This window comes from Sphingopyxis fribergensis (assembly GCF_000803645.1).
GTDB lineage: Bacteria > Pseudomonadota > Alphaproteobacteria > Sphingomonadales > Sphingomonadaceae > Sphingopyxis > Sphingopyxis fribergensis.
Genome location: NZ_CP009122.1, coordinates 409,500 through 431,337, shown reverse-complemented (window position 1 = coordinate 431,337; position 21,838 = coordinate 409,500). Strand labels below are relative to the sequence as shown.

At 63.0% G+C, this 21,838-nt stretch carries 16 protein-coding genes; 4 read left to right on the top strand and 12 right to left on the bottom strand.

All coding sequences use genetic code 11. The features are described 5' to 3' along the window. Window positions 1-75: 75 nt before the first annotated feature. The 5 genes from SKP52_RS01910 to SKP52_RS01890 all read right to left on the bottom strand — a co-directional run bounded on the left by SKP52_RS01910 (window position 76) and on the right by SKP52_RS01890 (window position 7,656). The gene (locus tag SKP52_RS01910) at window positions 76-2,874 is read right to left on the bottom strand and encodes a TonB-dependent receptor (RefSeq protein WP_039571048.1); all 2,799 of its coding nucleotides are present in this window, start codon (window positions 2,872-2,874) and stop codon (window positions 76-78) included. Between the two features lie 241 nt (window positions 2,875-3,115). After that, window positions 3,116-4,537, bottom strand: coding sequence for a sulfatase family protein (locus SKP52_RS01905; RefSeq protein ID WP_081997167.1), 1,422 nt, complete (start codon window positions 4,535-4,537; stop codon window positions 3,116-3,118). Window positions 4,538-4,562: 25 nt separating this feature from the next. After that, entirely contained in the window at window positions 4,563-5,192 is a 630-nt protein-coding gene (locus tag SKP52_RS01900; RefSeq protein ID WP_039571045.1) for a 2-dehydro-3-deoxy-6-phosphogalactonate aldolase, read from the bottom strand. After that, complete coding sequence (locus SKP52_RS01895) at window positions 5,189-6,064, bottom strand: 2-dehydro-3-deoxygalactonokinase (protein WP_407695065.1); 876 nt, start codon at window positions 6,062-6,064, stop codon at window positions 5,189-5,191. The genes SKP52_RS01900 and SKP52_RS01895 overlap by 4 nt, the downstream gene beginning before the upstream one ends. Next, window positions 6,058-7,656 carry a sodium:solute symporter family transporter gene (locus tag SKP52_RS01890; RefSeq protein WP_039571038.1) on the bottom strand — a complete coding sequence of 533 codons (1,599 nt, stop codon included), beginning with the start codon at window positions 7,654-7,656 and terminating at the stop codon, window positions 6,058-6,060. The genes SKP52_RS01895 and SKP52_RS01890 overlap by 7 nt, the downstream gene beginning before the upstream one ends. A gap of 128 nt (window positions 7,657-7,784) precedes the next feature. Between SKP52_RS01890 and SKP52_RS01885 the strand changes: the two genes are divergently transcribed. Then, complete coding sequence (locus SKP52_RS01885) at window positions 7,785-8,516, top strand: FadR/GntR family transcriptional regulator (protein ID WP_039571035.1); 732 nt, start codon at window positions 7,785-7,787, stop codon at window positions 8,514-8,516. 22 nt (window positions 8,517-8,538) lie between these two features. Here the strand turns inward: SKP52_RS01885 and SKP52_RS01880 are convergent, their stop codons facing one another. From SKP52_RS01880 to SKP52_RS01870, 3 genes are read right to left on the bottom strand one after another with little or no spacing between them, the layout of a single operon-like run. Continuing rightward, complete coding sequence (locus tag SKP52_RS01880; RefSeq protein WP_039571033.1) at window positions 8,539-9,687, bottom strand: aldose epimerase family protein; 1,149 nt, start codon at window positions 9,685-9,687, stop codon at window positions 8,539-8,541. 13 nt (window positions 9,688-9,700) lie between these two features. After that, complete coding sequence (locus SKP52_RS01875) at window positions 9,701-10,555, bottom strand: SMP-30/gluconolactonase/LRE family protein (RefSeq protein ID WP_039571030.1); 855 nt, start codon at window positions 10,553-10,555, stop codon at window positions 9,701-9,703. After that, window positions 10,555-12,366, bottom strand: a complete 1,812-nt coding sequence (locus SKP52_RS01870; protein WP_039571028.1) for an IlvD/Edd family dehydratase — start codon at window positions 12,364-12,366, stop codon at window positions 10,555-10,557. The genes SKP52_RS01875 and SKP52_RS01870 overlap by 1 nt, the downstream gene beginning before the upstream one ends. A gap of 115 nt (window positions 12,367-12,481) precedes the next feature. Here SKP52_RS01870 and SKP52_RS01865 point away from each other — a divergent pair, with 115 nt between their 5' ends. Next, entirely contained in the window at window positions 12,482-13,399 is a 918-nt protein-coding gene (locus SKP52_RS01865; protein WP_039571025.1) for a Gfo/Idh/MocA family protein, read from the top strand. 13 nt (window positions 13,400-13,412) lie between these two features. Beyond that, on the top strand, window positions 13,413-14,276 hold the full coding sequence (locus SKP52_RS01860) for a sialate O-acetylesterase (protein WP_052207730.1): 864 nt from the start codon (window positions 13,413-13,415) through the stop codon (window positions 14,274-14,276). A gap of 79 nt (window positions 14,277-14,355) precedes the next feature. Here SKP52_RS01860 and SKP52_RS01855 read toward each other — a convergent pair whose 3' ends face one another. The 4 genes from SKP52_RS01855 to SKP52_RS01840 all read right to left on the bottom strand — a co-directional run bounded on the left by SKP52_RS01855 (window position 14,356) and on the right by SKP52_RS01840 (window position 20,190). Next, the gene (locus tag SKP52_RS01855; protein WP_039571023.1) at window positions 14,356-16,263 is read right to left on the bottom strand and encodes a family 43 glycosylhydrolase; all 1,908 of its coding nucleotides are present in this window, start codon (window positions 16,261-16,263) and stop codon (window positions 14,356-14,358) included. Continuing rightward, entirely contained in the window at window positions 16,260-17,381 is a 1,122-nt protein-coding gene (locus SKP52_RS01850) for a hypothetical protein (RefSeq protein WP_228383792.1), read from the bottom strand. The genes SKP52_RS01855 and SKP52_RS01850 overlap by 4 nt, the downstream gene beginning before the upstream one ends. 22 nt (window positions 17,382-17,403) lie before the next feature. Continuing rightward, window positions 17,404-18,981: a sulfatase family protein gene (locus SKP52_RS01845; RefSeq protein ID WP_081997166.1), complete on the bottom strand. Its 1,578-nt coding sequence runs from the start codon at window positions 18,979-18,981 to the stop codon at window positions 17,404-17,406. A gap of 90 nt (window positions 18,982-19,071) precedes the next feature. Then, on the bottom strand, window positions 19,072-20,190 hold the full coding sequence (locus tag SKP52_RS01840) for a hypothetical protein (RefSeq protein ID WP_228383791.1): 1,119 nt from the start codon (window positions 20,188-20,190) through the stop codon (window positions 19,072-19,074). A 132-nt stretch (window positions 20,191-20,322) separates the two neighbouring features. Here SKP52_RS01840 and SKP52_RS01835 point away from each other — a divergent pair, with 132 nt between their 5' ends. Next, window positions 20,323-21,780: a sulfatase-like hydrolase/transferase gene (locus tag SKP52_RS01835; RefSeq protein WP_039571021.1), complete on the top strand. Its 1,458-nt coding sequence runs from the start codon at window positions 20,323-20,325 to the stop codon at window positions 21,778-21,780. The last annotated feature ends 58 nt before the right edge of the window (window positions 21,781-21,838 follow it).

Genomic DNA, 21,838 nt, shown 5'->3' with positions numbered 1-21,838 from the left:
GGATTCTCCTTCATTCATGCGCCCGAGGGAGCGCCGCCTTTTCACGCGACGCTCTCTCGACGGAGGACGGGATTCTCAGAATTTTACGCGGGCGCCGATGCTGTACACCGTCTCATCGCCGTTCAGCTGAAAGACGACCCGTTCGTCGCCCCAATAGATCGACGTCTTGTTGCGCAGGATGTTTGTGCCGCCAATATCCAGCCGCAGGGCATCGGTCACGTCATATCCGACGCTGAAGTCGAGACGCCCGGCCGGCCGGACATATGACAGGAATACCGGGATATAGGGATCCTGGACCGGCCGCGTTTCATCATAGGGGCGCACTGCGACGCCGCCGGTGTTGTCGCCGTTGATATATTTGGACCGGAAGGTCCAGATCAGGCGCCCGCTCAGGCCCTTTTTGTCATAAAGCAGCCCGGCGGTGTAATTATATTTGGACACGCCGACCAGCGGGTTGCCCGCGAGCGTATCGTCGCCCTTGATCTTCGAATCCGCCAGCGTGAACGCGCCCTGCACGCCGAACCCCGAAAGCGCGCCCGGCAGGAAATCGAAGAAATATTGTCCACTGACCTCGATGCCCTTGAGGTCGACCGACCCGATGTTGCGCGGGGTGGAGATCAGATAATTTTCACCCCCGATCTCCTCCTGCCGGTTCGATGTCACGACGCGATCCTTGATCGAACGATAATAGCCGGTGACCGCGACATAACCGCTGTCGAAATAATATTCGGCGGTCAGGTCAATGCTGTCCGACTTTTGCGGGCGCAAGTCGGGATTGCCCCGCGTGCCGTTGTTGATCAGGAACACGTTGCCGACGACCGTCAGCGATTCGGAAGGGTTGAGCGAGCCAAAATCGGGGCGGCGCATCGAACGCGAGTAAGTCAGGCGCGTCTGGAACGAGCCTGGAAATTTCAGGCGCGCGGTCGCCGACGGCAGGATATCCACATCCGACCGTTTGGCGACAATCGGGCTGAAGCTGTTGGTGCCTTCGACACGCTCGAAGCCGGAGATGGTGCGGTCGGTCTTGACGACGCGCGTGCCCACCACGCCGTCAAGGGTAAGCGCGCCGATCGGAATCTCATAGCTGCCCTCCAGATAGGCGGCCAAGGTTTCCTCGCTGGCGTTGAATTCCTTTGTCGGATCGTAGGGCGGCGCCTCCATCGGGAGGCCGAACAGGTCGCGCAGTTCGTTCCGCCCGCGTTCGGACCGCAGATAGGCGGGGTTCACGCCCAGGAACGCCCGCCCGCCATTGAGCCGCGGCGCGACGCCGATCACGCCGAGGAAATCGGGCGACAGCGGTAGCGAAGAAATCAGCCGTGCGTTGGCCTCCGTCGGCGTGCCGATATTGCCGAAACCAATCGACTGTACAGTGTTGGTCTGGCGCACTTCCTGGAACAGCGCCTCGCGCTTGGCATATCGCAGGCCACCGCGAAGCTTGGTTAATATGCCGTCGAATTCATATTCGCTGTCCATCCGCGCCTGGAACAAGCTGCCCCTGCCGGTTGAGAAATTCTGGTTGATCGAATTGCGCAGAGAGACATTTTCGGAGCTGAGCGGGATCGACGGGTCGATCGTGAACGACGGGCCATCATTGTCGTCGAATTCGACGAAGATCGTGGGCACGCGCTGCCCTACCTCGGCGTTGAAATTCTCGGTCACCGCTCGCGACGTCTGATAGGCGACGTCGACCTTGAGCACACCCCGATCCTGCTCAAAAATCAGGCCGCCCGCGACCATCTTGTTCCGCTGCGTCACTTCTTCGGACGAGCTGTTCTGGTTGATCACGACATTGTTGAAACGCGCGCTTGTGGGCTCGCACATAGTTCTGACAGTCGCCGGCTGAAGCGACTGAGTGCCATCGGCATTGGTCACGATCTGCGGATTGGTCCCAGCGGCGTTGACGCGCGCGTCGATGCAATAATCGCTCAGCGTGACCTCGGCGATCTGCGAATTATTGGTGAAAGGCTGGGGGTTGAAACCGGCGAAGCCCGTGGTGCTGTTGAAATAGGTGTAAAGGCCGTCGGCATAGAATTGCAGCGACGGGGTCGCCTGCCATTGCAGCGCGGCATTGGCCTGGAAACGCTTGATGTCGCCGACATCGGGCATGTTGCGCAGCACCTGCGGCATCAGGATGTCGGCGGTGCCGAACGGCGCCCCCGAGACGAAGCGACGCTCGCCCAAATTGGTGACGCTGCGGATATTCTGAGCTTGCGAATAGGTCACATTGACCAGCGCGCCGATCTCGCCAATCGATGAATCGGTCTTGGCGGCCGCGAGAGCGCCGAACTGCGGATTACTCGCATCGGCGATAGTCGCGTAATTTTGGCGTGCGGTCAGGACCAGTGTCGGGTCGCGAAAGCTGAAGGGGCGATTGAGGCGCAGGTCCAATGTACCGGCAACGCCGCCCTCGATCTGATCGGCTGTCTGCGACTTGAACGCGTCGATCCGGGCGAGCGCTTCGGCGGGCACGTCCTGAAGGTCGAACCCACGCCCGGTCGTCGTGACGACCTCGCGGCCATTCACGGTCGTCAGAATGTCGGTCAGGCCCCGGATACGCACGCTCGACAGTTCATTGTTGCGGTCGTTCTGCACCTGAATACCTGGCACGCGCTGCAACGCGGCGGCAACGGTGGGGTCGGGCAGCTTGCCGATATCGGTCGCTACAATCGAATCAACGACCTGGACCGCATTGCGCTTTACCTCGGCGGCACGCTCGAGTGACTGGCGAACGCCAGTGACGATAATGTCGCCTTCCAGATTATCGGTTTGCCCCGCGCTCTCTTGTACAGCGGGTGCCGCGCTCTCCTGAGCGACAGCAGGCATCGAAACAAACACCGCTGTGAGCGACACGGCGCCAAGCAGATTCAACCGCATAATCCCCTCCTTTTCAGGCGCTTTCGCGCATGTTCGCCTAGCCTCCTACAGACCGGCGATTCTTGAAAAGATAAATATTATAAAACTGCAAAATGATCAACGCGCTTTTTCTGGCGACATCGCTTTTGCGATGTGCCGCGGCTGCCCGAGGAGCACAAAAAACACCGCAGCGGAACGGCGTCCCGGCGCGGTGTTTTTCATTTCGGGAAGACGGAACGCGATAGCACGTCCCGTTTGGGGATCAGTCGCCTTCGCCTTCCATCGGGCCGCGTTCGAACCGCGGTTGCACCGGTACTTTTCCGGTGTCGCCCTGTGCCTTGCGCCAGGCGGCGAGACGCGTGCGGAGCCCGGCGAGTTCCTTGGCATAGCGGCGGTCGCCCGCGAGATTGACCTGTTCGTCCGGATCGGCCTGAAGGTCGTAAAGTTCTTCGGCAGGACGAGTGTAATAGCTGTCGACGATCGCCTTCGCAGCTGGATCTTTTTCGGCCGCGTCGCGCCACGACGGGAAATAGGCGCCCGAGTCCGTGCGCATCACCTTCAAGTCGATGTGCGTCGTATAGGTCCAGTCGGGATGCAGGTTCTCGATATATTTCCAGCGGTCGGTGCGGATGCTGCGCATCGGATAGACATTCACCCGGCCGTCGTTGTTGTGCGTCGTGAAAATTTCCTTCCGGCCCGCGGCCCCCGTCCCCACGCCAAAGAGGCTGGAAAAGGAAATGCCGTCGATGCCTTCGGGCGCTTTGCCACCTGCGAGTTGCACGAGCGTTGGCAGGACATCGACCCAGCTGACCATCGCGTCGGTCCGCGTTCCCGCCTTCACATGACCGTTCCAGCGCACGACCATCGGCACGCGCGTTCCGGTGTCATAGAGGTTCCACTTGCCGAACGGCCACTGTGTTCCATGGTCGGTCGAATAAAGGACGAACGTGTCCTTCCCAAGCACCGCATCGACCGCGTCCATCGTCGATGCGAGATCCTGATCCATCCGCGTGACCGCGGCATAAAAACGCGCGCGGGCGTCGCGGGTGATCGGCGTGTCGACCGTCTTCGGCGGCAGCTTCATCGCCGCGGGATCATAGCCTTCGGTCGTCCGCGGCCACGGCACATGCGGCCAGTTGCTGCCCACGAACAGCGCCAGCGGGCGCTTGTCCTTGCGCTCCTTCAGCCATTCGGCGGCGGCGGGAATGCCCTTGTGATCGTGGAAGGTGTCGTTCGCATAATAATCGAAACCATAGGTTCCGGTGTGCTGATAGTGCGCGACCTTGCCGAAGGCGACGACCTGATACCCCTGTTCCTGCAGATAGGAGGGAAGCTTGCGGATCGCCGCATTCGCGCGGTCGTGGTTGGCCTCTGCCCCGTTGCGTGCCGGCATCATGCCGGTCAGCAAGGCGGCACGGCTGGGCGCGCAGGCGGGCGATGCAACAAAGGCACGGTCGAACGTCATGCCTTCCGACGTCAGCCGCTGCAACGCGGGGGTGCGGACATTCGCATCGCCGCCGTTCGGAACGTCGGCATAGCTCAGGTCATCGGCGAGGAATATTACGATATTGGGCTTGCGCGGCGCGGTTTCGGCATCGCGGGCGTGGCCGGGGGTAGCGGAAGCGACCGCCATGGCAAGGACGGCGGATGCGAGCGTCAGGCCGCGGCGAATGGATTGCGACATCGAAAAACTCCTCGATCGAAAACTGTCAGCGCCCAAGCGCCGAAATGAATGCGCTTGCGCGCGCGGCGACCTCGGCCGCATCCAGGCCCGGCCGGTAAAGCGCCGAGCCCAATCCAAAGCCCGCAGCGCCCGCCGCGAGCCATGGGTCCATATTATCCGGCGCAATGCCGCCGACGGGCAGCAGCCGTGTCCCGGCCGGAACGACCGCGCCCATCGCCTTGAGCACTGCCGGGCTCGCCGCCTCGGCGGGAAAGAGCTTCAGCGCGGTAGCGCCCGCACCGAGCGCCGCAAAGGCATCGCTGGGCGTCGCAAAGCCGGGCAGCGACACAAGGCCCGTCTTGGCGGTCGCCGCGATTACATCGACATTGGTGTTGGGGGAAATGATCATGGTGCCACCAGCGGCTTGCACCGCGGCGACATTCGCGACCGTCAAAACGGTACCGGCGCCGATCACCGCGCGCCCTTTCAGTCGCTCGGCAAGACGCCCGATACTAACCAACGGATCGGGCGAGTTCAGCGGGACCTCGACCAGCGTGAAACCAGATTCGACCAGCGCCTCGCCGATCGCCTCGACCTCGTCGGGCTTCACCCCGCGCAGGATCGCGATCAGCGGGCAACGCGCGAAGGCGGCGTCGAAGGCGGCAAGGTGGGTCATAGAGCTTTGTCTCCGATGGCGAGGATGCCGCGTGCGAAAGCACTGTGGCTGTCGACGATGACCGGCTCGCGGCCGGTCGCCGCGACCGCCGCGGCATAAAGATCGCCGAGCGCAGCGTCGGCGAGAATATGGACCTGCTCGAACGCGCAATCGTCCATCCGCGCGGCAACGTCGGCCCCGATCAGCACGCCGCTTGCAAAGGAGGCCGCATCGGCATCGTCGCGCAGGCCGAGCACCGACGCCGCACGGATACCGAACAGCGACGCGGCGAGATCGCGCCGTGCCCCCTCGGCGAGCCCTTCGCGAAACGCCTCGCTGTCGGTCACGTCGGCGGTCAGCGATCCGGCGAGCAGGCTATGCCCGCGCAGCAGCGCGAACAACTCGCCCGTCATCGCCGTGGTGAAGCCGGCGATTCGCCCGCCGGTCATCGTCGCCCATTTACAATGCGTTCCGGGCTGCGCGAGCAGCGCGTCGGGGGGCACCATCCAGCCCGCCACCGCGCCGAGCAACTGCACTTCCTCGCCGCGCATCACATCGCCGCGGCCATTCTTCGAACAGGAAACGCCCGGCACGATCGCGGTACGATCATCGATCCAGCCGAGTCCCGCTACCAGATCGTCGACCCCCGCCAGCGCCGCGACATAGGGTACGACGCGCCAGCCGACGGTCGAACCGACCATGCCGGCGAGCAGCATCGGCAGATCGCCGAACCGTTCGCGGATCGCCGCGACCTCGCCCGCGAAGTCGGTGACCGACGCGGCGCCGCGGTCGTCGTGTTCGGTATGCGCGACCGCGCCGCCGTCGAACCGGAAGATGCGCCGGTTGGTCGTGCCCCAGTCGACGGCGATAAAGGATGCGGACCCACTCACCACCAGGTCGCGTACAGCGCGATCAGGATCAGGATCACGCCGACGCCCGCGACATTGAAGGTCGTCGGCGTCGCGAAGGTGACGCCCTGCATCGAGATGCGGTTGGCATCGCCGCGCGCCTTGAAGGTCAGGCTGATCCCGACCGCGAGCGCGAGGCTGATCAGGAAGACGAGGCCCATGCGGTTCATGAAGGGAAAGTCGGGCATGCCGATCTTGAACGCGTAGGATAGCAGCACCGATGCGATCGCCGCGGCGATGGCGCCGGCTTCGTTCGCGCGTTTCCAGAACAGACCGAGCAGGAAGATCACCGTAATTCCGGGCGTGAAGAAGCCCGAGAATTCCTGAATGAACTGGAACGCCTGATCCGAATTGCCGAGCAGCGGACGCGCCGTTAGCAGCGCGACGACCACCGCGAGGGCCGCAGCGAGGCGGCCGACGAGAACCAGATGCTTTTCCTGACCGGTCGAGCCGGCCTCATCCTCGGCGCGCGTGCTGATGCCGCGCGCTTTGGCATAGAGATCGAGCGTGAAGATCGTCGCGATCGAATTGATCTTCGACGCGGTCGACGCGATGATTGCGGCGATCAAAGCGGCAAAGACGAGGCCGAGCAGCCCCGGCGGCAGCAACTGCATCATCATCGGATAGGCTTCATCGGGCTTGGCGAGGTCGGGCGCGAGCACGACCGCGGCGATGCCGGGGAGGACGATAATCACGGGCATCAACAGCTTGAGGAACGCCGCGAAAATCACACCCTTTTGCGCCTCGCCCAGATCCTTCGCCGCGAGCGCGCGCTGGATGATATATTGGTTGAAGCCCCAATAGCTGAGGTTCGCGATCCACATCCCGCCGACGAGCACCGCGATGCCAGGCAGATCCTTGTAAAAGGGATGACCCGGCTCGAGGATCATGTCGAAATGGCCGGGGACGCGTTCGGTCAGGATCGAGAAGCCCGCGAGCACGCCCTGCCCGCCGCTGATCTCGTTGAGCGTCAGATAGGAGATGATGAGGCCGCCCATGACGAGCAGGGTCACCTGGACGATATCGGTAAGCGCGACAGCCTTCAGCCCACCATAAAGCTGATAGAGCAGCGCGAAGGCACCGAGCACGATCAGCGCGACATTCTGGTCGACGCCGGCAACCTTGTTGACGGCGATCGAACCGAGCCAGATAATCGAGGTCAGATTCACGAAAATATAAAGCGCGAGCCAGAACACGGCCATGATCACCGGCAGCGTCTTGCCGTACCGCTGCTCCAGAAACTGCGGCATCGTGTAGATGTGGTTCTTGAGGAAAATCGGCAGGAAATATTTGCCGACGATCAGCAAGGTGAGCGCCGCCATCCATTCATAGGAAGCGATGGCGAGACCCAGCGCATAGCCCGACCCTGACATGCCGACGATCTGTTCGGCCGAAATATTCGCCGCGATCAGCGATGCGCCGATCGCCCACCAGGGAAGCGATTTCGAGGCGAGAAAATAGTCGGACGTGTTTTTCGCATGGCCGGCCTTTTCGCGGCTTACCCATTGCGCCAGGCCGAAAATGCCGATGGCATATATGACGATGACGATGATATCGATCTGCGACAGGCCCGTCATGCGGACTCTCCCCTCTCTATGTACAATTTGAAATCACATTTATCTTATTTAAACAGCTTGTCTAGCTTCCTGTGCGACATAAGTGATAAGGCGGGTAAAAATGACAATTGGAGAAGAGCGTGGTGAACATGTCGGCGCTGGGAATCGAGGATGCGCGGCCGCAATTGGGCCGCAATCTGACTTATGGAATGCTCGACGCCATCGGGCGATCGATCGTGATCGGCGAATATGACGGATCGATTTTTCCGACCGAGGCGGAACTTGCCAAGCAACATGGTGTCAGCCGCTCGGTAACGCGCGAGGCTGTGAAGATGCTGACCGCCAAGGGGCTGCTCAGCGCGCGTCCGCGCCAGGGAACGATTGTCCAGCCCACCACCTCGTGGAACCTGTTCGATACCGATGTCCTGCGCTGGCTCCTCGAACGCAAATTTTCGATCGACCTCCTCCGTCAGTTCAACGAACTGCGCGTCGCGATCGAACCGGAAGCCGCCGCACTCGCGGCGCGCGTCGCGACCGACGACGACATCGCCCGGATCAACGCTGGCCTGACGCGAATGGAAAAGGCCGAGCGCGGCGAGGACGATCCGCTCGACAGCGACATCGCCTTTCACGTTGCGGTCCTTCGCGCGTCGCGCAATCCCTTTTACGCGCAGTTTCGCGACGTGGTCGGCACGGCGCTGCGCACGTCGATCCGCTTCACCAACCGGGTCAAGGGGCGGACCGCCAATGTCGGCGATCACGCCGCAGTGCGCGACGCGATCGTCAAGGGCAATGCCGACAAAGCGCGCAAGGCGATGCGCGCGCTGATCAGCGACGTGCTCGACCTGATCGACGCCGCAAAGCCCGACGGCGCCACCTGAACGACGGCGCCTCGGTCGGACTTTAACGCTTCGCACCCTTTTTTCCCGTCGTCAGGCGATAGGTCATCACGTTGCGATAGGTCTCGCCGGGCGCAAGTCGCGCGTTCGGGAAATCCTTCTGGTTCGGCGCGTCGGGAAAAATCTGCGGCTCCATGACGATCGCATCGCCGATGCGATAGATTTTCTTCGCCTTTCCGTGCGTCGTCGCGTCGAAGAAATTGCCCGAATACATCTGCAGCCCCGGCTGGTTCGACCAAAGCTCGAAACCGCGGCCCGATGCCGGATCCTCGACCTTTGCCATCAGATGTTCGTCGGCGGTCACGCTGCGGCCGATCACCCAATTATGGTCATAGCCGCGCCCGAAGCGGATTTGCTCGTCGCTGGCGTCGCGCACCCGGTCGCCGACCGCGACGGGCTTGCGAAAATCGAACACCGTGCCTTCGACGGGGCGATATTCGCCGGTCGGAATGGCACCTGAGTCGGTCGGCAGATAGCTCTCCGCCGGGATGGTCACGACATGGCCCATCGCGCCGTTCGCCGACCCTTCGCCCGAGAGGTTCCAATAGGCGTGGTTGGTGATGTTGGCGATCGTCGGCCGGTCGCTCGTCGCGACATATTCGATCGTCAATTCATTCTTGTCGCTCAGCGAATAGGTCGCGTCGATCGTCATCGTGCCGGGATAGCCCTGGTCGCCGTCGGGGCTGACATAGCGAAGCGTGACCGACGCGGTCGGCCCGCTTTTCACCGCCGTCACCTCCCACAACACCTTGTCAAAGCCGAGCGTCCCGCCGTGCAGCGCGTTCGCGCCATTGTTGATCGGCGTCTGCCAGGTTTTGCCGTCGAGCGTGAAGCGTCCGCCCGCGAGCCGGTTGGCGAAGCGTCCGACCGTCGAGCCGAAATATTGCGGCTGCTTCAAATAATCATCGAGGTTATCGTAGCCGAGCGCGACATCCGCCTTCTTGCCGTCGCGATCGGGCATGATCACCGACTGCAGCGTCGCACCCAGGGCGATAACAGTCGTCTCGATACCGTTTGCGTTGCTCAGCTTTACTGCCGGGACGCTGCGCCCGTCAGGCATCGTACCAAAAGTCGACTGCGCAGCTTCCGCCGCCAGCGCGGGCGTCGCCGCAACCAGGGCCGCCGCGGCCGCTCCCAAAGCCAGTTTTGACATGTTATTCACTCCTCTAACCCTTGTATTTTTGTGTCGGCAGCCCGCGGCATCCGGGGTCCACCTCGAACAACGCGCCGCCATGCTCCTCGTTCACGCCGTCGGCGGCCGAGGTGACGAACATCCGGTCGAGCCCGGCACCCGCAAAGGTACAGCTTGTAATCTGCGATGCCGGAAGCGCGATATGACGGTCGGGCCGGCCATCGGGCGCGAAGCGTGTGACGCGCGATGCGCCCCAGCATGCAACCCACAAACCGCCGTCGGCGTCGAAGGTCATCCCGTCGGGATTGCCCCACGCCTCTTCGAAGACGATGAACGGCGCTGCCTCGCCGAGCGAGCCATCGTCATGGATGTCGAAGCGAAAGATCGTCGCACGCGCCGTGTCGGTGTGGAGCAAGAAGGTACCGGCCGGGTCGATCGCCGGGCCGTTCGCAATCGTATAGGGCGCATCGACCTTTGCCAGCGTACCATCGGGATCGAGCCGGTAGAAGGCGCCCGAGGGACGGTCGCAGGTGACGGGCATCGTACCTGCCCAGATCCGCCCCGCCCCGTCGGCCTTCGCGTCGTTAAGGCGATTTGCGGCATTGCCCTGATCGACCGACGCGATCAACTCGCGCGTATCGGCGTCGAGATCGATCCGGACGATATCGCGGCCGATCCCCGCGACGAAGCCGCCGGCTTCGCGTTCGATAATCCACGCCGAATAATGCGGCTGCTCAAAACTTTCGACGCTTTCGTCGGCCAGCGCCATGCGGTTGATCCGGCGCCCCATGATATCGACCCACAGCAAAGCATCGTGCCGGGCGGACCACAAGGGCCCCTCGCCCAGCCGGTCACGCCGGTCGCGCGCAATCACCCGCACGCCGCTCATCAGTGGCTATCTCTAGGCAGCCCGCGCGTCTGCGCCACGCGTTGATATTTGACCGCCATTTCAAGCACCGCGCCCCCGTCGAACTGGCCGGTGAGCGCGCGGTGGATTTCCTGCCACGGCGTCTGCGGCGGCGGCATATAATCGGGATTGCCCTTAAGCTCCGCCCGCCGGCGATCGAGTTCGGCCGCATCCACCAGCATGTCGGCGGTCCGCTTGCCGAGGTCGATGCGAATGCGGTCGCCGGTGCGCACCAGCGCGAGTCCGCCGCCGACGACCGCCTCGGGCGCCGCGTTCAGGATCGACGGGCTGCCGCTAGTCCCCGACTGGCGGCCGTCGCCGATGCACGGCAGCGCGTGCAGGCCGGCCTGGATCAGCGCCGCGGGCGGACGCATGTTCACGACCTCCGCGCCGCCGGGATAGCCGATCGGTCCCGCCCCGCGCATGATCAGAATCGAATTGGCGTCGGCGCCAAGCGCCGGATCGTCGATGCGGCTATGATAATCCTCGGGTCCGTCGAACACGATCGCGGTGCCTTCGAAAGCATCGGGGTCTGCGGCGTTGCTGAGATAACGCGCCCTGAACTCGGGCGAAATCACGCTGAGCTTCATCACCGCATTGTCGAACAGATTGCCGCGCAGCACGGTCAGACCCGCCGCCGGCTTCAACGGCGCATCGAGCGTCCGGATGACATCGGTGTCCTGCGTATCGGCATCGCCAATATTCGCCGCGATCGTCTGTCCATTCGCGGTCAGCGCGTCGCCATCGATCAGTCCCGCGCGCACCAATTGGCCCATCACCGCCGGCACGCCGCCCGCGCGATAGAAGTCCTCCGCCAGATAGCTGCCTGCGGGCTGCAGATTGACGATCAGCGGCACGTCGGCGCCCTGCGTCTCCCAATCTTCCAGCGTCAACTCAACCCCGATATGGCGCGCGATCGCGTTGAGATGGATCGGCGCGTTCGTCGACCCGCCGATTGCCGAATTGACGCGAATCGCGTTGAGGAACGCGGTGCGGGTCAGGATATCACTGGGCTTGCGGTCGGCATGAACCATCTCGACGATCTGCACGCCGGTGCGATAGGCGCACTCCTGCCGATCGCGATAGGGGGCGGGGATCGCAGCCGATCCCGGCAACGACATGCCGAGCGCCTCGGTCAGCGAGTTCATCGTCGTCGCGGTGCCCATCGTGTTGCACCAGCCGGTCGACGGCGCCGACGAGGCAACAAGTTCGAGGAAACCCTTATAATCGATCTCGCCCGCCGCCATCATTTCGCGGGCTTTCCAGACAATCGTGCCCGATCCGGTGCGCTCGCCCTTGAACCAGCCGTTGAGCATCGGGCCGACCGACAGCGCGATCGCGGGAATATTGACCGTCGCCGCGGCCATCAGACAAGCAGGCGTCGTCTTGTCGCAGCCGATCGTCAGCACCACGCCGTCGAGCGGATAGCCGTGGATCGCCTCGACGAGGCTCAGATATTGCAGGTTACGGTCGAGCCCGGCGGTCGGACGCTTGCCTGTTTCCTGGATCGGGTGCGTCGGAAACTCGATCGCGATGCCGCCCGCGTCGCGAATCCCGTCGCGCACGCGCTTCGCGAGCTCGAGATGATGGCGGTTGCACGGGGTCAAATCGCTGCCGGTCTGCGCAATACCGATGATCGGCCGGCCCGATTGAAGCTCGTCGATGCTGAAGCCGTAATTCAAATAACGCTCAAGATAGAGTGCCGTCATGTCCGGATTTTCCGGATTGTCGAACCAGGCACGCGACCGTAGCGCCGTCTTGCCTTCCGACGACGTTTTCGCCCCCTCTCCCATATAATTCCTCTCGATGCACAAAATTCACGCCATATGCTCAGTGAAGCGTTGATACAGCGGACCGTGGCAGATAGGAAGCATATATATCAGATAAATTGGAGTAGGGGTTAATTTCATGATTCGTTTGGGCCTGGTGGGCATCGGAAAAATAGCCCGCGACCAGCATCTTCCTGCGATTGCCGCCGACAAGCGATATACGCTTGCGGCGACGGCCAGCCGCCACGCCCAGCTCGACGGTTTGCCGGGATATGCAGAGATTGGCGCGATGATCGCGGGCGATAATGATCTGGACGCCGTTTCGATCTGCACGCCGCCGGTGGGTCGTCAAGTCATTGCGATGGCGGCGATCGATGCCGGACTCCATGTGATGCTGGAAAAGCCGCCTGCCGCCACGACGAGCGAAATCACCGCGCTCGCTGAGCATGCGCGCACGCGGGGTGTCACGCTCTTCGCCACCTGGCATTCGCGCGAGGCCGCGGGCGTTGCGGCGGCGCGCGACTGGCTGTGCGACAAGGAAATTCGCGCCGCGCGCATCCGGTGGAAAGAGGATATCCGCCGCTGGCATCCGGGGCAGGAGTGGATCCTCGAGGCGGGCGGCTTCGGCGTCTTCGACCCCGGCATCAATGCCCTTTCAATCATGACCGCCATCCTCCCCACCCCGTTATTGCTCGATTCGGCAACGATGGACGTTCCCGAGGGCCGCAGCTCGCCAATCGCCGCGACGATGGCGATGCGCAGCGGCGAAGCGGCGGTCGATGCCGATCTCGACTTCCTGCAAACCGGGCCGCAGAGCTGGGATATCGAGGTCGACACCGATGCCGGCACGTTGCGCCTGTCGATGGGCGGAAGCGTCCTCCAACTGCCGGGAGCCGATCCGGTCACGGGCGAAGACAGCGAATATCCGCACCTCTACGCGCGCTTCGCCGAGCTGGTCGCCACCGGGCAGAGCGATGTAGACATTCGCCCGCTCCAGCTCGTCGCCGACGCCTTCCTCGTTGCCGAGCGGCGTGTCGCCGCGCCGTTCCAGTTTTAATTGGAGCAGCGACATGCGTACCGCAAACAAAGCCTTGGCTCTGGCGCTTGTCGCTGCGGCCGGCGTGACGATCGCGCACGCCGCCGACCCCGTGCCCGCGCCGTCGAGCGAATACCGCAAGGACGAACTTGGCCGCATCGTCGAGGTTGCGGGCCGGAAAGCAACAAAATGTCCAAAGCAGACTGACCGAACCGCCGTCCTGCTGATCGCCGGCCAAAGCAACTCCGCCAATCACGGGGGGATGCGCTTTTCGAGCAAGCATTCGGGCAAGACGGTCAATTATTTCGCAGGCCATTGCTATCCGGTCGCTTCGCCATTGCTCGGCGCGACGGGGATGCGCGGCGAGAGCTGGTCGCCGCTCGCCGACCGGCTGATCGAATTGGGACTCTATGACCGGGTCGTCATCGCGACAACGGGGATCGGCGGCACCAAGATCGGACGGTGGCAGGAAGGCGGCGACCTCAATCGCATGTTGCTCGGCGTCGTGGGCGACCTCCGCAGCCGATACCGCGTCACCCATTTCCTCTGGCACCAGGGCGAACGCGATTTTGCTCTGAAAACCTCCAGCACCGATTATGCCGCGAGTTTCACGTCGCTCGTCGCGACGTTGCGCGCCGCAAAGGTCGATGCGCCGGTCTTCATTTCGGTGGCGAGCCGGTGCGGCCAGCCCGGCGACTGGAAGGATGAAGACGCGATCACGACCGCGCAGCGCGGCCTTGTCGATCCGGCGAAAGGCATCTTCCTCGGCCCTGAAACCAATTTGCTCGTACCGCCCGGGGACCGCTACGACCGCTGCCATTTCGACGGGCCGGGCCAGCGTGCTTTCGCCGACGCATGGCTCCGCATCTTGACCGCCTACGCCGACCGCGCGCGCTGAACAAAAAAAGGCCCGCCACCGACTGGCGGTGGCGGGCATTTGGGAGAGACCACGGCGCGTAACGACACGCCCGCTATTCTCAGTCGCGAACGCTGTCGGACCGCGGGATGCCGATGGAAGCAGCGTCGCCGATATCGATCGGCACCAGCCCGAACTGCATGCGCCAGGGCGCGGTCGGGTCATTGCCGAACATCGTGTACCAATAGCGGCCCTGCTTATCGCGGAACGCGGTGCCGTGGCCGCCGTGCGGCGCCCCCATGCGGCGCTGCGTATAGGGACCGAACAGGCTCTTCGACGTGCCGTACATCATGTCGTAGGTGCCGTGCGTGCGCAGCGGCCCGTGCCATTCGGCGCCGGTCAGGAAATAGACGCCGTTCGCCTTGATCAAGCCGTTGCCCTCATAACCGACATGGTCGCCGTCGGCGTCGACAAGGGTATGCACCGGTCCCTCGAAGCCGCTCCGCGCGCCGTTGAGTTTGCCGATGCTGCCGCCGCCCCATAGGAAATATAGGCCATCATCATCCTCGAACGGAAAGCCGTCGATGCCTTTGACGAAGAAGCTTTTGGTGACATTTTCATAAGGCCCATCGGCCTTGCCGGTCGTCGAGCGGTAGAGCCAGGTCTTGCCCCCGACGCCCTTCTCCATCACCGAAAAGGCAAGATAATAGGTCTTGTCGCGCGCCGACCACATGATCTCGGGCGCCCAGAGTTCGGCGATATTCTTGCCGAAATCATAGCCCATGCCCTCCCACTTCCAGACGAAGCCGACCTCGTCCCATTTTTTGAGGTCGGCCGATCGCCACAATTTCACACCGCCGTCGGGCTTGTGATAGCCATAACCGTCGAGCGTCCCGACGAGATAGTAGAAGCCGTCGCCGCCGAGCGTCACCGACGGATCGCGCATCGTCTCGCTGGTGATCAGCGCCTTGCGCGCCGCGACCGCGCTGTCCTCGGTAATCACCGACGCGGCCTGGCGCAGCCGCCCGTCGGGCGCGCGTTCGAGCGGCACCAGCCCGACCTGTTCGCAGAACATCGCGAAGCCGTCGTCGCATTTGGGGTTGTAGACTGCGGCGAGCCGCTCGTCATCGAGCATCACCAGCGACCCGCGGCCCGCGTGTGGCACCGCGAGCGCGCGCATTGTGAACGGGCCATATGGCGTCGGCGCCTCGGCGACGAACAGATCCTCGGTCGCCGTGCGCATCCGCCCCGTGACCTCGCTCGCGGCGAGGATATAGCGGTCGCCGTCGCGGACCATCGCCGCGCCGCGCATGCCGACGCGCGTCCGCACCGGCCAGTCCTTCCCGACCGGCGGATGCTTGGCGAACAACGCCTGATCGGGTTTCAGGAAACGCGGCGCCTCGGCGAGCTTGGCGAAACCGGGATGGAGTTTGGCAATAGTGCCCCCGCCCCACAGCAGATAGCCAGTCCCGTCCTTGTCGACGAACAACGCCACGTCGGACGCATCCTCGACCAAGCAGGGCGAAGCCGCGAAGCCAGCGCCGGGCTGCGCGGCAGAACCCGTCGCAATCCGCGCGCAGCCCGTCTTGTCGGAAAAGGCGAGATAGAGTTTGTCCCCGGCGACCGTCACCGACGGCGCGAGATAGCGTTCGGACACATCGCCGGGCACGATCCCCGCGCCCGAGATCTTGGCCGGGCCCAGCCCCTTCCATGCCTTGCCATCGGCCGACGTCCACAATTCGACGCCGTGGCGCGCGCCGCTGCGCAGCTGGGTTCCGGTGAGAATCCAGCCGCCACCGGTTAGTCGCGCGACCGACGCATCGCCGATCGGCCGTTCGGAAAAGACGGGCGCGACGGGCTTCGCGTCGGCGGCGGGCATGACCGTCGCATTTTTGTCCATCGACGGATGGTCGGCGAAAATGTCGTCGGCGACCGCGGCCTTGAGCTTCTGCTGCGCGCCGGCCGAGGGCGCCAGAGACAGCGCTGCCAGCGTCAGGCCGGTGATCCAGCTTTTCATCTTCACGGTCATTTACCCTTTTGAAGCGCTTTGAAATCGTCGAACCATGCATAGCTGGGCGCGGCACTACCGTCCGGATTCTTGCGGATCGTCGCGGGCGCAAAGACGCTGTTGATCAGCCACGGCGTCTTGTCGGGGCCGAAATTGTTCGACATCGAACTGCCCTGTTTGAAGCCATAGGTCGCGACCGCGAGGCGACCGGAGTCGCGGAACATCTTCATCTGGTTGCGCAGATAATGCTTCCGGCCTTCGAACCACGGACTCATCCGCAAGAAATCATCCCACTGTTCCTTCGGGAAAGGCGTCTCGAGCGCCGCCTTGATGATCTGCCAGTTCTGCGCGTCCTTCGGCGCGTCATATTTGTTCGCGAACATCGCCGGCACGGTCCCCTTCATATTCTGCTGCCACCACCAGACCAGCGAGAATTCGGTGACGAGGAAGGTCTGCTCGGGCCGCATGCGCGGCAGGATATAGTCGAGGAAGGGCTTCGACGCCTGAATCGCCGGGATATGCGGGTGGATGTCGACCCCGTCGATTTCGGGCGTCGCCTTGACGAATTCCATCCAGCGTTGGGTCGACGCCGTCCGGTTCTTCTTCAGATCGATCCTGTTGAGCGCGCCCATGTAGAGGCTGGTCTTGCACCTCCCGGAAGAGGCCTTGGCGCGATAGGCGATCACATGCCGTGCGATCGCTTCGTAAAAGGCGTTCAGATCAAGATCGCGATCGCCCTCGCGGCTCTCGATATAGGGCTCGTTTCCGATCACGAGGATATCGGTCTTGCCGATCACCAGCGCCAGCACCGCATCGACGCGCGCCAGTTCGCGCTGGAATGCCGGCGTGCCCGCCTTGGGAAAATCGCCGCGATTATAAGGGAACTTCAACGACAGGATCGTCTTGTATCCGCGTGCATGCGCATCGAGCGTCGCCTTGATCGCGCCATGCTCAGCAGCGCCGCGATCGACCTGCGGCATGGGCACGAACAGCCGGATCCAGCGCGCATCGGCTTTTTCCAGGTCGCGATAATCGACGTCCTCATAATGTTCGTTATAGTTGACGCCAAGCGCGCTCTGCGCCTGTGCCGTGCCCGGCAGACATGCGATCGCCGCCACGGCAGTCCATAATCCCCGCATCAACATTCTCCCTTGACGATAGTCACGGCCGGCTGCGGCCATCCTTTTCGATTTTGTCGAGCCAGTCCGCCAGCTTTCGGGTCAGATCGGGCATTGTATCGGCGAGGTTCTGGCGCTCGCCCGGATCGCGGGCCAGGTTATAGAGCTGATGCGTCGGCAGCGTCCCGATCGCGTTGCCGTGGAATTCATGGGGTTCGACGCTGCCGCGGATCAACTTCCAGTCGCCCGACCGGATCGCCAGGATGCGCGCTCCGCTGCTCGCGACCTTCGTCCCCGTCGTCACCATCAGCTTGGTATCTTCGATCACATAGTCGCGGCCGCGCTCGCTGCGGCCCATCAAGGGCACCAGCATGTCGAAACTGTCGACTGCGGCATCCCGAGGCAGCCCCTGCCCGACCAGCGCGCCAAGCGATGCGACGACATCGACATGATCGACCAGCGCTTTCGACATATGACCTTCGCGGACATGACCCGGCCAGCTAACGATCATCGGAACCCGCGTACCGCCTTCGTAAATGCTGTACTTGCCGCTGCTAAACGGGCCCGACGGCTTGTGCTCGCCCGCCAGTTCGACCGCCCGGTCCTGATATCCGTCGAACAGGATCGGACCATTGTCGCTGCTGAGGATCACCAGCGTATCGTCGGCGATGCCCAGCGCTTCGAGCTTGTCCATCAGCGCGCCGACAGTCCAGTCGAACTGAAGGATCGTATCGCCGCGCGGTCCCATCTCCGATTTGCCGGCAAAGCGCGGATGCGGCGCACGCGGCACATGCGGTTCGTTCATGGCGAAATAGAGGAAGAAGGGCGCATCCTTGCGCGCCGCCACGAAATCGATCGCCTTGCCGAGCAGCTGGTCGGTCAGATCCTCGTCCTTCCAGCGCGCCGAGCGGCCGCCGGTCATATAGCCGATGCGGCTGATACCGTTGACGATCGTGTTCGAATGTTCGGGATCGGCGCCGAATTTCAACCGATCGGGATGTTCGGCACCCGTTGGCTCGTCGCCGACCTTGGTGCGATAATCGACGTGGATCGGGTCGGCGGGATCGAGGTTCACCACCCGCCTATTCTCGATCAGCACGGTGGGGACGCGGTCGAGCGTCGCGGGCATGAAATAGCCATAGTCGAATCCAACGTCGAGCGGGCCGGGCGCAATCTCGCCGTTCCAGTCGACCTCGCCGTCGCCAAGGCCAAGATGCCATTTGCCAACGATGCCCGTCGCATAGCCGGCTTTTTTCAGCATATGCGGCAGCGTGAACTGCCCCGGCCGGATCAGCGCCGGTGCGTCGCCGGGCAATATCTGGACACCCGATGCGCGCCACGCATAGTCGCCGGTGAGCAACGCATAGCGCGACGGGGTACAGGTCGCCGACGGTGAATGCGCGTTGACGAAGCGCGTCCCGCGCCCCGCGAGCTTGTCGACATTGGGTGTACGGAGCCCCGTGGCACCGTAACAGCCCAGATCGCCATAGCCGAGATCATCGGCATAGATGATGATGATATTGGGCTTGCCCCGCGCGGTCGACGCGGTCGCAACGCGGGGCAGAACGGCAGCCCCCGCGCCCGCAAGCAGCGCCGCCCGCCGTGACAATGCAAAATTCAACCGCCCATCCTCTCACCATGGTTCTCGTCGATCAAAATCGATATAGTATTTATCATATAATGCAAGCGACACGCGCCGTTCGAGTAGCGATCACTTCGTCTGCAAGCGCCGGAAATCGTCGATCCACGCATAGTTGAATGCCGTCGTGCCATCGGGGTTCGGCTTTATGGTGCGTCCCGCATAGACGCTGTTGAGCAGCCAGGGCGTCTTGTCGGGGCCGAAATTGTTCGACATCGAACTGCCCTGTTTGAAGCCGTAGGTCGCGACCGCGAGGCGACCGGTGTCGCGGAACATCTTCATCTGGTTCGCCAGATAATGTTTGCGGCCTTCGAACCACGGACTCATCCGCAGGAAGTCGTCCCACTGCTGCTTCGGAAAAGGTGTTTCCAGCGCCGCCTTGATGATCTGCCAATTCTGCGCATCGCGCGGCGCGCCATATTTATCGGCAAAGGCGGGAGCGACCGGCTTTTGCAAATTCTGTTGCCACCAGCCGACGAGCGAGAATTCGGTGACGATGAACGTCTGCTGGGGACGCATCCGCGGCAGGATATAGTCGAGAAATGCTTTCGACAGCTCGATCTTGGGAACATGGGGGTGGATGTTGACGCCCTCGATCTCGGGCGTCGCTTTCACATAAGCCAGCCAGCGCTCGGTCGACGGGGTGATATTCTTTTTGAGGTCGAGACGGTTTAGCGCGCCCATATAAAGCCTGGTTTTGCAGTTCGCGCCGCAGTGCGCCTTGCGATACGCGATCACCCGCGCCGCCATCACTTCGTAAAAGGCGTTGAGGTCGAGATCGCGGTCCTTCTCGCGCGTTTCGAAATAGGGTTCGTTACCGATCACCAATATGTCGACCTTGCCCATCACCAGCGGCAGTAAGGCATCGAGCCGGACCAGCTCACGCTGGAATTCGGCGCTGCCCGCCTTTGGGAAATCGCGGTCGCTATACGGCCATTTGAGCGTGAAGATGGTATTGTAGCCGTGGTCGCCAGCATCAAGGATCGCCTTGACCGCGCCATGCTCCGCGGCGCCGCGATCGAGTTGCGGCATCGGGACGAACAGGCGAATCCACTTCGCCTGGGCCTGTTCGAGTTCACGGTAGCTCACATCCTCGAAATGTTCGTTGAAATTGGCGCCCAAGGCGCCCTGTGCCGCAGCGGCGGCGGGCAGGCTGAGCATCGCGGCACCCATCGCCAAAATCCGTCTCATTCGCATTTCATTCCCCTCCCCGATCAGCGGCAGCCCTTCAAACAGGGATCGCCATCAGCAAAACTTGACTCATCTTAATTATACGATAATACAGATATAACGATGGCACGAGACCAAGCAAGGGAGGAAAGAATGAAATCGGTGAAGCCTTCGCGGCGTGCGCTGATCGGGGTGGCGGCGGCCGCCCTTTTTGCAATGGGGAGCGCAGGGCTATCGAGCGCTTGGGCTTCCGAGGCGTCCGCACCCGCGCCTGTGAAACCGGCGCCGCGCGCCGCGGCGCAGCCCAACATTCTTTTCATCCTGATCGACGATATGGGCTTTGCCGACCTGTCGCTCACCGGCAATCGCCTAGTCGCAACGCCGAACATCGACGCGCTTGCCCGCGACGGCATGGTCATGACCCAGTTCTACGACGCCGCGCCGATCTGCTCGCCCTCGCGAGCGGGCTTCATGACCGGACGCTTCCCGGCGCGTGATCGCTTCGTCACCTATATCCACGACCGCAAGCGCAACCAGGCGTTCGGTCAGGCCGACTGGCTCGATCCCTCGCTCCCGGTGCTGCCCCGCCTGTTGCAGCAGGCGGGCTATGCCACAGGCCATTTCGGCAAATGGCACCTTGGAGGAGGGCGCGACATCGGCGACGCCCCCCTGCCCGCAGCCTACGGATTCGACGAAAGCTATACCCAATGGGAGGGGCTTGGTCCGCGCGTCCTTCCTACCGACCTCACCAACAAGCTCGGGCAACAGAGCGCCGAACTGGGCAAGGGTCCCGTCGAGTGGCTTCCGCGCGCCGAGATCACTGCCCGCTTTGTTGACAAGACGCTCGATTTCGCCAGCCGCAGCAAGGACCGTCCGTGGTTTGCACAGCTGTGGCTGACCGACATGCACACGCCTTGGGTTCCCAGCGCCGAGCAGCTCGCAGCGGTGAAGGGCAAGGGTCGCACGCCGCGTGAGGATCAATTCCTCGCGGTACTGGTCGCAATGGACGCCGAAGTCGGCCGGCTCGTCGCCGGGCTGCGCACGGCGGGCGAGCTGGATGACACGCTGATCGTCTTCACCTCCGACAATGGCCCCACGATCGGCGCGAACACGCCCGGATCCGCCGCGCCCTATCGGGGCAGGAAAGCCAGCCTGTACGAAGGTGGCGTGCGTCAGCCGCTGATCATTCGCTGGCCAGGCCATGTCGTCGCGGGAAGCCACGATGCGCAGAGCGTCGTGCAGGCGGTCGATCTGCTTCCGACGCTGGCGGGGATCACCGGTGCGCAGAAACCCGCCGGAATCGACGGCGTCGACGTCTCCACTGCATGGCGCGGTCGGCCGATCACCTCGCGACCCGATCTTTACAGCCATATCGCCCGCCCCGGCGGCGAAGCGTTCGGCCCGCTTTATGCAATCCGCTCCGGTCCCTGGAAACTGTTGATGAACGCCGACGGCGGCAGCGTCGAACTTTACAACATCGAACAGGATCCACGGGAGCAGCAAGACCGAAAAGCAGACTCGCCGGCAGTGACCAAGAGCCTTTCGGCCAAACTTTCCGGCTGGATCGCCGACCTGCCGCCAGCGGCGTCACCGCAACGCCGTCCGATGTAGGGAAACGCCTGTCGGCGACCGGCCAATTTCATCAAAATACTATCATAATCAGTTACTT

Bases quoted from the DNA above. Each gene is read 5' to 3' on its own strand.
- SKP52_RS01910 (WP_039571048.1), bottom strand. From the start codon at position 2,874: ATGCGGTTGAATCTGCTTGGCGCCGTGTCGCTCACAGCGGTGTTTGTT.
- SKP52_RS01880 (WP_039571033.1), bottom strand. From the start codon at position 9,687: ATGTCAAAACTGGCTTTGGGAGCGGCCGCGGCGGCCCTGGTTGCGGCG.
- SKP52_RS01900 (WP_039571045.1), bottom strand. From the start codon at position 5,192: ATGACCCACCTTGCCGCCTTCGACGCCGCCTTCGCGCGTTGCCCGCTG.
- SKP52_RS01885 (WP_039571035.1), top strand. From the start codon at position 7,785: ATGTCGGCGCTGGGAATCGAGGATGCGCGGCCGCAATTGGGCCGCAAT.
- SKP52_RS01865 (WP_039571025.1), top strand. From the start codon at position 12,482: ATGATTCGTTTGGGCCTGGTGGGCATCGGAAAAATAGCCCGCGACCAG.
- SKP52_RS01905 (WP_081997167.1), bottom strand. From the start codon at position 4,537: ATGTCGCAATCCATTCGCCGCGGCCTGACGCTCGCATCCGCCGTCCTT.
- SKP52_RS01875 (WP_039571030.1), bottom strand. From the start codon at position 10,555: ATGAGCGGCGTGCGGGTGATTGCGCGCGACCGGCGTGACCGGCTGGGC.
- SKP52_RS01840 (WP_228383791.1), bottom strand. From the start codon at position 20,190: ATGAGACGGATTTTGGCGATGGGTGCCGCGATGCTCAGCCTGCCCGCC.
- SKP52_RS01850 (WP_228383792.1), bottom strand. From the start codon at position 17,381: ATGCGGGGATTATGGACTGCCGTGGCGGCGATCGCATGTCTGCCGGGC.
- SKP52_RS01860 (WP_052207730.1), top strand. From the start codon at position 13,413: ATGCGTACCGCAAACAAAGCCTTGGCTCTGGCGCTTGTCGCTGCGGCC.
- SKP52_RS01890 (WP_039571038.1), bottom strand. From the start codon at position 7,656: ATGACGGGCCTGTCGCAGATCGATATCATCGTCATCGTCATATATGCC.
- SKP52_RS01855 (WP_039571023.1), bottom strand. From the start codon at position 16,263: ATGACCGTGAAGATGAAAAGCTGGATCACCGGCCTGACGCTGGCAGCG.
- SKP52_RS01835 (WP_039571021.1), top strand. From the start codon at position 20,323: ATGAAATCGGTGAAGCCTTCGCGGCGTGCGCTGATCGGGGTGGCGGCG.
- SKP52_RS01870 (WP_039571028.1), bottom strand. From the start codon at position 12,366: ATGGGAGAGGGGGCGAAAACGTCGTCGGAAGGCAAGACGGCGCTACGG.